General features: G+C 31.6%; 14 protein-coding genes and 1 riboswitch. All 14 genes read right to left on the bottom strand.

Annotation, left to right across the window (positions count from 1 at the left end; genetic code table 11):
* Position 1: 1 nt before the first annotated feature.
* Complete coding sequence (gene cbiE / locus I0K12_RS16520; protein WP_196889244.1) at positions 2–1,186, bottom strand: precorrin-6y C5,15-methyltransferase (decarboxylating) subunit CbiE; 1,185 nt, start codon at positions 1,184–1,186, stop codon at positions 2–4.
* Entirely contained in the window at positions 1,183–1,848 is a 666-nt protein-coding gene (gene bluB / locus I0K12_RS16515) for a 5,6-dimethylbenzimidazole synthase (RefSeq protein WP_196889243.1), read from the bottom strand. Before bluB ends, cbiE begins: the two co-directional genes overlap by 4 nt.
* On the bottom strand, positions 1,849–3,228 hold the full coding sequence (gene cobJ / locus I0K12_RS16510) for a precorrin-3B C(17)-methyltransferase (RefSeq protein WP_196889242.1): 1,380 nt from the start codon (positions 3,226–3,228) through the stop codon (positions 1,849–1,851).
* Positions 3,225–3,920, bottom strand: a complete 696-nt coding sequence (locus tag I0K12_RS16505; protein WP_196889241.1) for a precorrin-2 C(20)-methyltransferase — start codon at positions 3,918–3,920, stop codon at positions 3,225–3,227. The genes cobJ and I0K12_RS16505 overlap by 4 nt, the downstream gene beginning before the upstream one ends.
* Positions 3,921–4,502: a cob(I)yrinic acid a,c-diamide adenosyltransferase gene (locus I0K12_RS16500; protein ID WP_196889240.1), complete on the bottom strand. Its 582-nt coding sequence runs from the start codon at positions 4,500–4,502 to the stop codon at positions 3,921–3,923.
* 469 nt (positions 4,503–4,971) lie between these two features.
* Positions 4,972–5,475 carry a GNAT family N-acetyltransferase gene (locus I0K12_RS16495; protein ID WP_196889239.1) on the bottom strand — a complete coding sequence of 168 codons (504 nt, stop codon included), beginning with the start codon at positions 5,473–5,475 and terminating at the stop codon, positions 4,972–4,974.
* A gap of 5 nt (positions 5,476–5,480) precedes the next feature.
* Positions 5,481–6,551, bottom strand: coding sequence for a cobalamin biosynthesis protein CobW (cobW, locus tag I0K12_RS16490; protein ID WP_231372789.1), 1,071 nt, complete (start codon positions 6,549–6,551; stop codon positions 5,481–5,483).
* A gap of 255 nt (positions 6,552–6,806) precedes the next feature.
* Complete coding sequence (locus tag I0K12_RS16485) at positions 6,807–7,745, bottom strand: sirohydrochlorin chelatase (RefSeq protein WP_196889238.1); 939 nt, start codon at positions 7,743–7,745, stop codon at positions 6,807–6,809.
* Entirely contained in the window at positions 7,742–8,551 is an 810-nt protein-coding gene (locus I0K12_RS16480; protein WP_196889237.1) for an NAD(P)-binding domain-containing protein, read from the bottom strand. The genes I0K12_RS16485 and I0K12_RS16480 overlap by 4 nt, the downstream gene beginning before the upstream one ends.
* Positions 8,535–9,368 (bottom strand): (2Fe-2S) ferredoxin domain-containing protein, encoded by an 834-nt coding sequence (locus I0K12_RS16475; protein ID WP_196889236.1) that lies wholly within the window; start codon positions 9,366–9,368, stop codon positions 8,535–8,537. The genes I0K12_RS16480 and I0K12_RS16475 overlap by 17 nt, the downstream gene beginning before the upstream one ends.
* Positions 9,369–9,372: 4 nt before the next feature.
* Positions 9,373–11,628: a TonB-dependent receptor gene (locus I0K12_RS16470; protein ID WP_196889235.1), complete on the bottom strand. Its 2,256-nt coding sequence runs from the start codon at positions 11,626–11,628 to the stop codon at positions 9,373–9,375.
* Positions 11,629–11,720: 92 nt separating this feature from the next.
* A riboswitch (cobalamin riboswitch) is annotated at positions 11,721–11,909 on the bottom strand.
* 155 nt (positions 11,910–12,064) lie between these two features.
* Entirely contained in the window at positions 12,065–12,883 is an 819-nt protein-coding gene (locus tag I0K12_RS16465) for a hypothetical protein (RefSeq protein WP_196889234.1), read from the bottom strand.
* 270 nt (positions 12,884–13,153) lie between these two features.
* Complete coding sequence (locus I0K12_RS16460; protein ID WP_196889233.1) at positions 13,154–13,645, bottom strand: hypothetical protein; 492 nt, start codon at positions 13,643–13,645, stop codon at positions 13,154–13,156.
* A 262-nt stretch (positions 13,646–13,907) separates the two neighbouring features.
* Complete coding sequence (locus I0K12_RS16455) at positions 13,908–14,288, bottom strand: hypothetical protein (RefSeq protein WP_196889232.1); 381 nt, start codon at positions 14,286–14,288, stop codon at positions 13,908–13,910.
* Positions 14,289–14,828 lie beyond the last annotated feature (540 nt).

Raw genomic sequence — 14,828 nt, 5'->3', positions numbered from 1 at the left:
TCTATGCTGTTTTAATGGCTTTTAAAAGTGTAATTGGATTGTGATTTTCTACTTGAATTGTTGTTTCTTTTTCTAAAGAAAAGTCTAAATTTCCGATGCTTTTTTTGAAAGTTTCAATACTAGATTCTTTCACTGCATTGATGACGATAATTCCATTTTTTGGAAGAATGGAATTTAAAATAGAAAGTAAATTTTCTAATTTTCCACCATGCCCTCCAATGAAAATAGTATCTGGTTTTTCGATGTTTTTTAAATCTTGTTCAAAGAAATCTCCCATATATTTATCAATACCAAACACACCAAATTTTTTTTGATTTTTATCTAAAATTAGATCACATTCTTCACGTTTTTCAAAAGCTGAAATTTTCAGATTTGGATTTTGTTGCTTTGCTTCAATGCTTATAGAACCTGTACAAAAACCAATATCCCAAAGATGTTTTCTGTTTGAAATATCTAAAAGACTTAAGCTAAGAAGTCGAATTGGCATTTTTGTAATCATGTTTGGTCTTCCTTCTAAACCGAAAAAAGCGGTGTCTGGAATTCCAAAATAAGTTGTTTTATTTTCTGTTTTTTGTAGAATAATACAGTTTAGATTTGCAAAGGCTTTTTCTGAAGCCGATTTTAAATCTAGTTCGAAAAACTGTTCTGTTTCTCCTTCAATATTTTCTCCAATAAACATTTTATAGTTAGAATAACCATATTCCAAAAGTCTTTTTGCAATTGCATTTGGAGAATTTTTAGAATCTGTTAAAACACCGATTAAAGTTTTTTGTTTAGAAATTGCGAAGTTAAGCTCCGACCAATCTCTTCCGTGTACGCTAACGGCTTCTAAATCGTTTTTATTAAGATGAAAATGATTTGCTAATAAATGAATACTCGAAAAATACGGATGAATTTCAAAAATAGCATTTGGAAAAGCATTTTTCAAAGTATTTGCAAAACCATAAAAAAGTGGATCTCCAGAAGCAAAAACGATGATGTTTTCTTCAATTTCAGAATAAGAATCAAAAAGTGTTTGCATTGGGCTTTTGATAAAAATCCATTGCTGTTTTTTTGGTAAAAAATCTTTCACCAAATCATAATGCCTTTTTCCTCCAGTAAAAAATGTAGATTTTTGAAAAAGACTTTTTAATTCCTCTGAAAAATGTGCTTTTTTATTTCCTATTCCAATAATGATGAATTTCATTTCACTTCGTATTTTCCGTTAACTACGACTTCTTTCCAAAGTTTTCGTTTATCCCATTTTTTTAGTTCCAATTCTGGTTTACTGTAAAAACCATCTGTATAACCAAAACATAAATAACCAATCAACTCTCTATCTTCAGGAGCTTTCAGAATAGTTTTTACTTTTTCTGCATCTAAAATACTTACCCAACCCATTCCGATATTTAGAGAACGAGCCATCAACCACATATTTTGAATTGCACAAGCAACAGAATATCTTCCCATATTTGGCATTGCAGTTTGTCCAAGAACAGGTTCTTTAGATGGAACATAAAAAACTGCAATATTCAAGGGCGCTTCAATGATTCCTTCCAATTTTAAATCATCATAAGCTTTCTGTTTTTTCTCTTCAAATAGATGACTTGCTTCTTGATTTTTTTCTTCAAAACTATTTTTGATTGCTAGTTTTGTTTCCAAATCTTTAATGATTACAAACTCCCAAGGTTGTGAAAATCCAACAGAAGGAGCCATCAGAGCAGCTTCCAGAATTTGGTCGATTTCTCTATCTGGAATTCCTTTTATCAAAAATTGATGTCCACGAACATCTCTTCTGTTTGCCAAGATTTCTTTAAAGATTTCTTGCTCTTCTCTGTTAAAAGTTCTGAATGATTTAGGTAAATCCATTTAAACAAGTTCTTTATTATATTTTTCTACAAAATTTTCATCATAAGTAAAAGCAGCATTTACAATAGCAGCTGCAAAATTGCTTCCTCCTCTTTTTTCTGAAATAATAGCATAAGGCGTATTAGGAAGTGTTTTTACTCTTTCTTTAGACTCAATCACATTGATAAATCCAACAGGAGCTGCTACAATTCCAATAGGATTGATTTTATTTTCTCTTACTTGATCTGCAATTTCTATCAATGCAGTTGGTGCATTTCCAATCACAAAAAGTGCGTTTGGATATTTTTCCGCAGCCAAACGTATTCCGGCTTGTGAGCGAGTTAATCCTTCTTTTGCAGCTAAGTCTAAAGTTTTTTCATCATTTAGCATACAAACTACTTGATTTTCATATTTCCCTGTAAAAGCTCTTGTAATTCCACTTGCAACCATAGTCACATCGGTTACGATAGTTCCTCCATTTTTCAAATATTCTCTCCAAATTCCAATGGCATTTTCCGTAGTTTCCAAATAGTTGATATATTCAAAATCTCCAGCAGTATGAATACAACGAATTGCTGCCCAAAGAAAAGAAGGTTCATAATCTTCCAATGGAAGTGTGTTCAGAATTTCTTCAAAACTTGCTTGTTGAATTTCTTCTCCAGTTTCTGGTTTTCTGTTCAAATATCCTCGTGGAGTTACTAAATGATTTTTGTGTTGAAAAGTTTGCTCATTTCCAATCACAACCACACTAAACATATCTACCATTTCAACATCTAATTCTTCCAGAGTTGTAATGAAAATATCTTCGGTTGGTCTTCCTAATTGTTTACAAATAGCAACTGGAGTTTTCGGATTTCTATGTTTTAAGAAAATATTTCTCAAAGTTGCCAATTGCCAATAACGTTTTACACTTTTCGGATTGTAAATCGAAGTCACAAAATCTCCAATTGCCGCAGCTTTGATTCTTCTTTCAATAGTTTTCCAAGGAGTCATCAAATCTGAAAGAGAAATCGTACAAAAATCATGACCTAAAACAGCTCCAAGTTTACTTCCAGCAGTTATAAAAGCCGAAATTCCTGGAATAGTTTCTAGTTCAATATCTAAATTTTGTTTTGCAACTTTTTCATAAACGATAGAAGCCATCGCATAAATACTCGCATCTCCAGAACCAATAACAACAACACGTTTCCCTTCCAAAGCATGTTCAATTGCGATATCTGCTCTTTTTTCTTCATCACCTAATTCTTTCCCGATACAAACTGCATTCGGAGAAACTAAATGTTCTATAAATTGAAAATAATAATGGTATCCAATAATCACCTCAGCTTTAGGAATTGCTTCCGTTGCCATCGGAATGATATAATCTTTATGTCCAGGTCCAAGACCAATAACTTCAATCATTTTTTTAGCATTAATAAAGAGAAATACGGAATTTCTCGGTTTTTTAAATCTTTTATATTTTTTGTGAAAAACATTTCAGAAGTTCCAAGCTTTTCTCCATAAAAACATTGATACTTTCTTGCTTCCAATTCTTTTTGAAAAGTATTCCATCCCGATTTGATTTTCATTAAAATCAAGGTATCGAAGTTTTCCATATAAGCATCGATTTCCGAAATATCTTGCACTCTCGGAAGAATTGCTACTTTTTCTTTCAGTAAGCTAATCGGAACTTGTTGTTCTGCGGCATTTAGCGAAAAAGCATTCACACCAGGAATCAAAGAAATCGGAATTTCTCTCTGATGAAAATGTTCCATCATATAAGAAAACGAAGCAAAAAGACTGATATCTCCCTCACAGATTACACAGACTTTTTTCCCATCCAAATAATCTTTTTGAACAGCTTCTACAGTTTCCAAATAAGTTTTCTTTGCACCGTCTCTTTTAAAATCCATCGGAATAAAAAATCCCTTACATTTTTCTTTCGAAATCTGATGAAATTCCAAAATCGGCAATACATAACTTTTTCGTATTCCCTTATGCTCCGAACCTGTGAAATAAATGATATCCGCATTTTCTAAAGCTTTCAAAGCTTTTACCGTAATCAATTCCGGATCTCCAGGCCCAACAGAAACTCCAACAACAGGATGCAACATCTATTTTTTCTTTTTTCGTTTATACAAGAACAATTGCCATTTTTCCTCCGCAACACCTTCTTTGTCCATTTCCGCTCTCGCCATCGTGAAGAATAAATCCGAAAGTCTGTTCACATACGCCATGATGTAATCTTCCACACACTCCGGATCTTCCAACATCAATGTCACCAATCGACGCTCTCCTCTACGAATCTGCGTTCGACACATATGACACAAAGCCGAAATTTCATTTCCTCCAGGAAGAATAAAATAATCTGAAGGCGAAGTAATATTTGATTCTAATTCATCCAGCCATTGCTCACAAAATTCTGCTCCATCCACAGGTCTCGCATTCGGATTTTCTTTTTTAGAATCCGAAGGTCTTGCCAAATGCGACATCATATCCATCAAATCTTTCTGAATTCGATGTAGATTTGCTTGCCATTCGTGGTCTTCACCCAATTTTGCTCGCAACAAACCAATTGTCGAATTCGCTTCGTCCAAAGCTCCGTTGCACTCAATTCTTGCCGAATCTTTATATTCTCGTTTTCCACCGAAGACTCCAGTTTTTCCTTTATCTCCTTTTCTTGTATATATTTTCATTATGTTTTTTCTTTTTAGTTATGGCGTTCCTCCAAAGTTTCGAAAACTTTGGAGTCGGGCTGTCCGTTACAAGTCCGCAGAAAAAACTCAAGAGCTTCTAAGCAATCCGTGGGCTTCTAAGGTCGCCTCCGTTTGCAAAGAATCTCTAAAGTTTTTTCTTTACGGGCTTTTCACTACCATCCCTAACGCATTAAAATTTTCAGTTCCCCTCTTGAGAGGGGCTAGGGGTGTGTAAACATTTACTCAGAACTTTTCAATATTGAAAATCAGGTACACTTTTGTAATTGTGTCCATTGTTTCTAGTATTTGTGTGGTCACGAGTTATAAACTCGCGCCAGCGAAATGTGTAAATATTTACTCAGAACTTTTCAATATTGAAAATCAGGTACACTTTTGTAATTGTGTCCATTGTTTCTAGTATTTGTGTGGTCACGAGTTACAAACTCGCGCCAGCGAAATGTGTAAACATTTACTCAGAACTTTTCAACACTAATTGCATCAAAGAAATATCCAGCCACGTATCGAATTTATATCCGACCTCTCTCAAAACACCAACTTCTTTAAAACCAAATTTTTCATGAAATGCAATGCTACTTTTGTTGTTAGCATCAATCACTCCAATCATCGAATGGTAATTATCATTTTTGGCAATAAGAATCAATTCTTCCAACAAGATTTTACCAATTCCCAAACCTTGAAAATCTTTAGAAACATAAACCGAATGCTCTACTGTAAATTGATAAGCAGGTTTTGGTCTAAATTTTCCAAAAGAACCAAAACCAACAATTTGCTCATTTTTTACAGCAACTAAAACAGGAAATTTCTGTTCAAGCTTTTCTTCAAACCATTCGATTTGTTGTGCTAGAGTTCTAGCTTCATAGAAATAAATAGCAGTTCGATTCAAGATTTCATAATTCAAAATCTCTAAAATTCCCGGAATATCTTCAAGTGTAGCTTTTCTTAGATGCACCATATTTTTTATGCTAAAACTTTTAATTTGTCTTCAATGAAAGAAACCAAATCTTCTTCTTTTAAATCTTCTCCAATAATTACCAATTGTGTTTTCTTTAGCTCGTTTTCTTTCCATTTTCTATCAAAATAGTTTTCAAAACGATGTGCAACACCTTGAACAATCATTCGCATTGGTTTGTTCGGAACATGGATAATTCCTTTAATTCTGTAAACTGTATAAGCTGAAACTAATTCTTCTAGAACTTTGATTAATTGCTGAGGTGTGTGCGGAGCATCTACAACGATAGAATGCGAATTAATCAATTCATCATGTTCATGGTCGTGATCGTGGTCATGATCATGGTGGTGGTGATGTTCTTCATGATGCGAATGTCTATTTTCTACATCTTCTTCCGCTTTAGCGTCCAAACCAAGAATAATCTCTGTTGGAATATTACCTTTTACCGCAGCAATCATTTTGATATTTTTTCCAACTTTTTCTTGAATAATAGAAGAAACTTCATTGAATTTTTCTTCTTCTACCAAATCTTTTTTCGTCATGATAATTAAATCTGCACAAGAAAGTTGATCTTCAAAAAGTTCCTCAATAGAAGATTCATGATCTAAACTATCATCTGCTTGTCTTTGTGCTTGTACACGAGCTCTATCACAAATTTCTCCTGTAGCTTGCCCAACAGCATCTACCACAGTAATTACAGCATCCACCGTAATTTGAGGTTTTAAATCTGGCCAATTAAAAGCTCTTAATAATGGTTTTGGAAGTGCAAGGCCAGAAGTTTCGATAATGATATGATCGATGTCTTCTTTTCTTTCCATCAGAGCAAGCATGGTTGGTAAGAATTCTTCTTGAACCGTGCAACATAGACAACCATTACTTAATTCAAGAATATTTTCTTCTTCACAACCACAATCTGCTCCTTTTAAGATTTCACCATCCATACCAAGTTCTCCAAACTCGTTTACGATGATGGCAATTCGTTTTCCATTGGCATTTTTGACAATTTGATGAATCAAGGTTGTTTTTCCAGAACCAAGAAACCCTGTGATGATTGTAACTGGTATTTTTGATGTAATCATAATTTGTTAATTTGACTTCGGCTTCGCTCAGTCACCGAAATTTAGTTAGTAATATATTTTGTGCGGACTTCGACTACGCTCAGTCATCATTTGAATTTCAAATTTTACTTTGTTTCGTCTTAATCAAATTGGTTTATAGTTAGTAATGTTTTTTGTGTTAGGGATTGCAGCGGCATCCTTTTTTGCTTCTTCATAAAATTGCTTTTAGCAAAAAAGATATAGCGGAAAGCCCGACCCGTAGGGAAACACCCAAAGCTAGATTCCTAACATCTTTTTAAATTTATTTCCAATAGACTTTTTGTTTTCATCTATTTTTTCATCTTCTTCGAACAAAATTCCTTTTACATTTAAATGATGTCCGATTTGTTCCTTTCCAAGATCTTCTTCAAAACCGATAACTTGTTTACGATATTTACAAAGCTGACAATTCATATTTGCAATTCCTTGTTCTGCTTCCTGCACACGTTCATCAAAAGCTTTTAGAAGTAATTCATCCGTGTTGAAAGGAGCTGTGTAGATAAATTCGTTTTCACTTTTTTGATTATGTTCGTCTACAGCACTGTAAATTCTATCTAATAAAACTCCTGTGAAAAAGAAAAACGGAACTACAATAGTTCGTTTATGATCTAGTTTTTCAATGATTTCTAAACCAGTTTTGATATCTGGAAAAGCAGTTCCAGAATAAGCAACAGTAGCAAAACCAAATTGCATTCCTTCCCAAAGCATACTTGTTAATTTATGTACATCACTGTTTGCATCAGGATCCGTAGTTCCTCGACCAACAACTAAAAGACAAGTATCTTTTCTATCAATTTTCGGAAGTTTAGCTTCTGTTTCTTCAATACGTTTTTTTGCCAAATCCAATAAAAAAGAGCTAACACCAATGTGTTTTCCCATTTTTATGGTCAAATCATTATGATAAGATTGTAAAGTATTTAGCTCATAAGGAATGTCATTTTTTGCATGTGCTCCAGCAAAAAGAATTACGGGAAGTGCAATAATTTCACGAACACCTTTTTCATAAAGTCTTTCTACGGCAGCTTCATAAGTTGGATGGTTAAATTCTAGAAAACCATAATCAACCATATAGTTTTCTTCATATCTTTCCGTCAATACTTTTACTAATTTTTGGAAAGAGGTAACTGCTGCTTTTTTTCTGCTTCCGTGTCCGCAAAGTAAAATTCCTTTTTTCATAATAAATCAAGAGGATTTGGAAATTTATAGGTATAGTTTAAATCGTTTTTTGATTTTTGGTTGGAAATGATTTTAAAATCACAAGATTCTTCTTCAGCGAAAAGGGGAGGAGTAAGTCCAATTTTTTTTGCTGCTAAAGTGTAATATTCTTTTCTCAAAGGATGTTCATCTGCACAACCATTGATGATTTTATTCCAATAATTTTGAGAAATTGTTTCTTCAATTAAACCAATACAATCTTCAAGATGTATTACGTTTATTGGAGCATTTCCATTTTTTAGATTTGTTTTATTAGCTAAAAATCTACCAGGAAGTCTGTCTGCTCCAACTAATCCTGCAAAACGAATAATTGTTGTAGGATTTGGTAAATTTTGTAAAATTGCTTCACATTTTTGAAGCGCAACACCAGAAGCTTTTTCAGGTTTGATTTCCAAATCTTCTGTCACCGTTCCATTTGTATTTTGATACACAGAAGTAGAACTGATAAAGATTATTTTTTGTACTGGTTTTAGGTTATTTAGTATTAATTGTAGTTGTTTTGGATAAATTTCCTCAATGTTTGGAATTCTTCTCGGAGGAAAATTGATATAGACAATTTCAGAACTTTCAAGAAAAGCTTCTATGTTTCCTTCAATTTCGTTTTCTGAAATTTTTAAAAGAAAAGGATGAATGTTTTTTTCTTTTAAAACGGCAAGTTTATCCTCGGAAGTTGTACTACCATTTATTTTGAATCCTTTTTCTGAAAGGTGTTTGGCTAAAGGAAGTCCAAGCCAACCGCAACCTAAAATACTAATTTGTTTTTGCATGTTTTTCTTCTATTCTATAGTTGTTAAAATCCATGTCAAGATAGATTTTTAGAATGTGATTCCAAACTAATTTTTCTTTATTAGAAAGATGTATTGTAAACAAATGTGTTCCTTTTCTACTTTTGAAAACAATTGCTTTTTTCTCCTCTATTTCGTTTCTATTTTTCCAAATAACTTCCACAACTGCGATTTTTTGAGAAGCCAATTCGTAAGAAGCATCTTTTTCAACTTTTCCAATTGCAAAAGAAGTATTCCAATCTTTTCCTGAAATTTTTAGAAAAGTTAAATCCGAATAATCTGCTTTGTGTTTTTCCGTAAGAAGAAAAGTTTCAGCATCTATTTCCACAGAAATTCCTTTGTGATTTTCCATTAAAAACTGAAAAAGAGGATACATATATTGATCACTAGAAATCATTCTAGCAGAAAGATGTTCTCCAAAATTTTCATTGAATTTGTATTGAAAAATAGGTTTCTTTACAATTCTCTCGTTGTCCGATTTTACTTCAGACCAACCATTTTTGAATAATAAATAATCTTCTAGTGGTTTGTTTTCTTCCAGATGAGATTTCAAAATTTCAATTCCTTTTTCTGGAGAAACATTTTTATACCAGCTATTTTCTTGGGAAATAATCCAAGTAGGCGCATCCTCGCAACGACCATTGCAGCGAGTTTTCATGTTATGAATATCATTCCAATATCCATTATTTCTCAGAAAAGCTCTTGCTTCTCTAGTAGTTTGTTCGCTTCCTGCTTTTTTGCAAGAACCACCATCACAAAATTGAATTGTGATGGCAGCTTTTGTTAGATCTTTTCCCATATTTTTAGAAGAAATAAGTAATTCCTGCTTTGATAAAGAATGGAGTTCCTGGCGTGAAATGGAAATCATCTTGTGGTTCCGTTTCATTTTTTAGTTTTGAACTGTCATAAAAAACAGCTTCCATCCATCTTTCATCGAAAATATTTTCAACAGTAATTCCAATTTCATATTTTGGTTTCGTATAGTTAAGAACAGCATCCACTAGGAAATAAGCTTCTGCTTCTACGCTTTCATCTTCCACTAAAGGTCTTTGTCCAAGATATCTGTAACGAAGAGAACCGTTGATTCCATTTTTAAATTTGAAAACAGCTCCACCAGTAGAAGTGAATCTTGGCGCAGCAGGAATAGAATTCTCTCCAGAAGGAGAATCCAATAATTTTCCGTGACTATAATTTCCATCTGCTTCTAACCATAAAAACGGAAGAGGTTGGTATTTAAATGAAGCTTCCACTCCAAGTCTTTCCGATTTTCCGTTATTTTCAAAACCTCCAGCATCTGCAACAAAAACATATTCTGCATCACTTTTTAAATACCAAGCAGTGAAGTTTCCAACGAATTTTTCTCCAATTTTAAAAGCAGTTCCTAAATCATATCCTTCTACTTTTGGAAGAGGATGAATATCCGGTCTGCTAATCGCAGTTTGCGTATAATTTGAATGATAACCAATACTTGCTTTTCCGAATAATTGCACAGAAGGAGTTACTTGGTAATACGAACTAAATTTTGGAGAAAAACGAAATGCATTTTCTTTCTCAGTTCCTGTATTGTTTAATAAATCTTCTTGTTGAAATGTGAAGAAATCTCCACGAAGTCCTGCAACGAAAGTAAGTTTAGAAGTAAGTTCTAAAGTTTCTTTAAGATAAAGCGCATAATTTACTTCTTGTAAGTCATAATGATTTACAGAAGAAGTAATTTGTCTTTTCACAGCATTGTCAAGTCCCATTTTATTGAAATCTGCTCTAATAAATGCACCGATTTCAGAAGTTAAAGGTTTGTTTGCTAAAAAGCTTTTGTTTTCCCAATTTCCATTATATCCAAAAACTTTTCTGTTTTCGTGTTGGTAAATCATATCACCATCTACTTCATTTTCTTGGAAAAGAGTGAAGTTTGAATATAAATCATAAGAATTTGCAACAAAGAAAAGACTATTTGTAAACGTATTATTTTCGTTGATTTCAGAATTTAAAAGCGCATTTACATGATAACGATCTGTATTTCCACCTTCTGTATCATCGATTGCTCCGAAATAACCAATCATTCCACTTTGCACAGCTCTGTAAGGAATTTGTCCTGAAGCATTCCATTTACTAGTAAATCCACTTCCTGAAACTTCCAAAAAGTTTTTATTATTGATTTCTAAAGAATATTTAGCAAAACCATTTAGTCTTCTCAAGTTCATTTTAGAATCAAAGAAACCTTCGTTATAGGTTCCTTCAATTGCTACATAAGCGTTTTCGTAGTTTTTAGATAAGAAATTTTTATTGTCTAATAAAGTAATCATCGCCAGTCCACGAGCATAATTATAAGCTCCATATTCTGCTTTGATCACATTTCTTCCTAATCTACTTTTTGTTTTCAATTTTGCAGCACCAGAAGTTGCGAAGTTTCCAAGACTAGCTTCGTGTGGTCCTTTAAAATAATCAATATTTCCAATAGTTTCCGGAATGATAAAGTGCATATCTGCATAACCTTGACCATGCGCATGCGAACTCATATTTACAGGGATATTATCAATAAATGCAGCGAAATCAGTTCCGTGATCATTATCGAAACCTCTTAAGAAGATTTGCTCAGCTTTTCCTCCACCAGCATGTTGTGCGATGAATAAACCTGGAACTACTTTCAGAATATCTTGTGCATTGTTAATTGGACGAAGTTTTAGAACACCTTTTTGTACAATCTGTGCTCCTAATGTTTTGTTTTGTTTGGAGTTGATTTTTAATTCACTCAATTGTGTTGTTTCCGTTGTTAAACCAATGTTTAAAACCGTAACATCTTTTGAGATTTGAATGTTTTTTGTAATTGTTTGGTAACCAATAGAAGAAAAAACCACTGTTTGTGTTCCATTCGAAATTTCAATTTGATAATTTCCGTTGCTATCCGTTTCAGTACCTTTTGTAGTAGTTTGAATTTGAATTGTTGCTCCAACTAGATTTTCACCAGTAGTAGCGTCTTTTACAGTTCCTTTAAGAATACGTTGTTGTGCAAATATCCATGTAGATATAAGACACATCACACTGCAAAGAATAATTTTTTTCATTTAAAAATTGTTTGCAGGGAAAGTGTAGGGGGTTGTGTACGAATAGGAAGCAATATCGTATAAACCATCCAACTCTTTACCCGAGAGTTAATAGTAATATTTACGAAATTGGCAGGTCTCCTGACTTGTTTTCAGCTTTTTACTCCTTCCCATTTTAAATTAAAACAGTGGATATTTGTAAAAAGTTTCATAAAAACTTACAGTTGCGGGAACAGTTCTGGATTTACACCAGATTCCCTTTTAATTTTCCGTTAAGAAAAACCAAATTCGCTGCGAATATAAGCAAAGAAGTTTGAAAAGCAAGAAATTTCTAATTTTAGAATTTAAAATGTTCGAAAACTGTTTTAAGTTTTACAAAAGGGAGTTTTTTGTTTAATAAGTTTAAGTTTTTGTAAGAAAAAATCATAAGCATCTTAAATAATTTCTCAGAATCACTTCAATATTGATTTAAATCTATTTCACAAGATTTTTTATTCATTTTATATTTTAAAGAATGTGAGGTAATTAAATATGATGTATCTAAATCTCTATTGATTATTTCTAATGTTTTTCCTTCGTTTAAATCAAAAATTATAAAATCTGAATTTCTTACGATACATAAAGTATTATCGTTTAAGTATTTCATGTTTAGTTTTAGGATGCCTTTTTTGAAATACTCAAATTCAGTTTTAAACATCTTTTGTGGAATTTCATTTAGAGATTTTGTTTTTTTACCAATAGAATACTCACAAATGGTTAGGTAATTATAATTATATAAAAGTAAAGAGAATTTATTGCTATTCGAATTAAAAGTTAAATTGTGAAATGCACCTTCAAGCTCCAAATCTTCCATTTCATAGATTAAATCAAAATCAAATGATTTGTTGAATTTTAAAATCTTTATTCCTTGAACACCATAAGTAGGATTATGGGTTATAAAAGCTATTTCATATGGTTTATTAGTAGTATTTATGCTTTCAATATAGTCGTAATGCCAATCTTTGTCTAGATGCATTTTATTAATTACATCTACCAAATCTATAAATTGGATTTTATCCTTATATCTCAATAAAATATATCGTGAACCAGAATTATAACGTGATTTATTTAAGTGAATATTCAATAATTCTGAATAGCTTAAGAAGTCAAAGTCGGATATATTTTCTTGATTATCTTGAGTGAAAACATCTTTGAATAAGAATGTGCTATTATTTTCAAAAAGGAAATAATGAATTTCGCTATCGTTCCTATAAGTAAGTCGAATGTTATTATCCAATTTTATTTATTTTTTAAATTTAAAGTATAGTTTTCTTAATTAACACTAAAGGAGAGTTTATTCTAAATTTCAAATACTCGTTAAAACTATCATTTTGATATAAATAAATCAAATTTAAGAATGTTTTAATTTTGAATAATTTAAATAATGGTAAAATAGATTAAAAATAAAAAAGCATATCAAAATATTATTCTGATATGCTTAGATAAATATTGTATAAGCTTTAAGACTGTTTTACTTAATTTTTAAATTAGTTCTTTTTAGTAGTAATTATTCTATTCGTTTTAATAATCTATAATAAATCACATTCCCTTTTCCATCATCAAGAGTCATCATTAAATTACCTTTTTTTAGAAATTCATTTATATCTTTGGCAAATAAATTCACTCCCCATAACTCTCTGTAATCTTTGATTTCTTTATTATCTATAGTTAAAAATTGTCCTTCTAATTTATAGTCAGGTGTTTTGTCAGACGGTAAAACTTTAAATGTTTCTAAAATGTCTTTTTTGGTATAATCATAATCAATATCAGACATCATTGAATATACTTTTCCATTTTCGAAAAAAGCAAACCATTGATATTTTTGAGGCCAAGGATTTACTGTATTAATTTCATCTTCATTAGGTATTTCAACTTTTTTCCAAACTCCTAACAGTTCAGAAAGTTTTGGTGGACCACCAGCATCAGAATTATTTTCTTGAGCGAAAAGAGAAAATGAAAATAATGTTAGTAAAATTAAGATTGTGTTCTTTTTTTTCATGGTTATTGTATTATTTTCAAAGCTTATTTAGTAATGTTGCAAAACGGAGTCTGCATACAAACTCATATTTTTCGTTAAAACTAGTCTTTTAACATAAATAAATCAAGTTTAAGGATGTTTTAATTTTGAATAATTTAAATAATGGTAAAATAGATTAAAAGCAAAAAAAGCATATCAAAATATTATTCTGATATGCTTAGATAAATATTGTATAAGCTTTAAGACTGTTTTACTTGGGTTTTAACTCAGTTCTTTGTTGTAACTAGTTTGATTTTATTTTTTCATATCGATGCCAATCTACGGTATTACTTAATTCAATAGTTATAGGCTGAAATATGATGTTAGTAAGATTTACAGTATATGTCATAGCATCTTTTCCTGTTTCCGGAATTAGTGTTATTCTATCTGGTTTAGTGAATTTATAAGAGCCATTACCGAAATAATTACTACTTATCAGGCCATTTTCTCGAAGTATTAAAGTGTCTCTTATTTTTGTGTGATCTGAATTTAATGATACATAGTAATCTTCAATGTATGTTCCGATTAGATCTTTGTTTTTAATTGGAAAATTGAAGTTTGGTAAAACTAAAACAACAATAAATAAAACTATTATTATAAGAATAGAGATTTTTCTTGTAGTCATTTTATTAAGTTGTTCTTTTTATGTTTATTGGTTACAACGGGAGTCTGCGCACAAACCCCACAATTTTCGTTAAAACTAATCTTTTAACATAAATAAATCAAATTTAAGAGTGTTTTAATTTTGAATAATTTAAACAAAGGTGAAATGCTTTGAAGAATAAAATGTATTAAAACGACTAAAAATGAGTAATACTTGTTCCGAAATTTAGAAACTAAGTTTTTCACCCTATTTTTAAACAAATATCTGTAATTGATGCCTGTCGATACCTTTTTGAAAATCCATAAAAAAAGAGAAGTTTTTGCTTCTCTAAATTTACGATTTTTTAAAATTTTATGCTAGTAAAACTGTTAGTTTTTGCGTAGTCTGACGTTTAGTACAAAAAGCAGCGCAGCGACCCGCTAGGGTGCTTTTTGTACATTGTGTGTGCCCTGCATGAGCAGGTGCACACCAACCGCAAGGTTTGAATAAATTCCAAAAATGCAAATTCTTGAATAGAAAACCAAGTGTTAGGTGTGCAATTATTTTCCAGAAGGTGTAAGT

The sequence above is a fragment of the Aureivirga sp. CE67 genome (assembly GCF_015767245.1).
GTDB lineage: Bacteria > Bacteroidota > Bacteroidia > Flavobacteriales > Flavobacteriaceae > Aureivirga.
The sequence above is the reverse complement of the archived record's forward strand: the minus strand, read 5'-3'. Positions and strand labels throughout refer to the sequence as shown.

Excerpts from the sequence above, each read along its gene's own strand:
- I0K12_RS16460 (WP_196889233.1), bottom strand. The coding sequence starts at position 13,645 with ATGAAAAAAAAGAACACAATCTTAATTTTACTAACATTATTTTCATTT.
- cbiE (WP_196889244.1), bottom strand. The coding sequence starts at position 1,186 with ATGAAATTCATCATTATTGGAATAGGAAATAAAAAAGCACATTTTTCA.
- I0K12_RS16485 (WP_196889238.1), bottom strand. The coding sequence starts at position 7,745 with ATGAAAAAAGGAATTTTACTTTGCGGACACGGAAGCAGAAAAAAAGCA.
- I0K12_RS16470 (WP_196889235.1), bottom strand. The coding sequence starts at position 11,628 with ATGAAAAAAATTATTCTTTGCAGTGTGATGTGTCTTATATCTACATGG.
- I0K12_RS16505 (WP_196889241.1), bottom strand. The coding sequence starts at position 3,920 with ATGTTGCATCCTGTTGTTGGAGTTTCTGTTGGGCCTGGAGATCCGGAA.
- I0K12_RS16500 (WP_196889240.1), bottom strand. The coding sequence starts at position 4,502 with ATGAAAATATATACAAGAAAAGGAGATAAAGGAAAAACTGGAGTCTTC.
- cobJ (WP_196889242.1), bottom strand. The coding sequence starts at position 3,228 with ATGATTGAAGTTATTGGTCTTGGACCTGGACATAAAGATTATATCATT.
- I0K12_RS16495 (WP_196889239.1), bottom strand. The coding sequence starts at position 5,475 with ATGGTGCATCTAAGAAAAGCTACACTTGAAGATATTCCGGGAATTTTA.
- I0K12_RS16455 (WP_196889232.1), bottom strand. The coding sequence starts at position 14,288 with ATGACTACAAGAAAAATCTCTATTCTTATAATAATAGTTTTATTTATT.
- I0K12_RS16480 (WP_196889237.1), bottom strand. The coding sequence starts at position 8,551 with ATGCAAAAACAAATTAGTATTTTAGGTTGCGGTTGGCTTGGACTTCCT.
- I0K12_RS16475 (WP_196889236.1), bottom strand. The coding sequence starts at position 9,368 with ATGGGAAAAGATCTAACAAAAGCTGCCATCACAATTCAATTTTGTGAT.
- bluB (WP_196889243.1), bottom strand. The coding sequence starts at position 1,848 with ATGGATTTACCTAAATCATTCAGAACTTTTAACAGAGAAGAGCAAGAA.
- cobW (WP_231372789.1), bottom strand. The coding sequence starts at position 6,551 with ATGATTACATCAAAAATACCAGTTACAATCATCACAGGGTTTCTTGGT.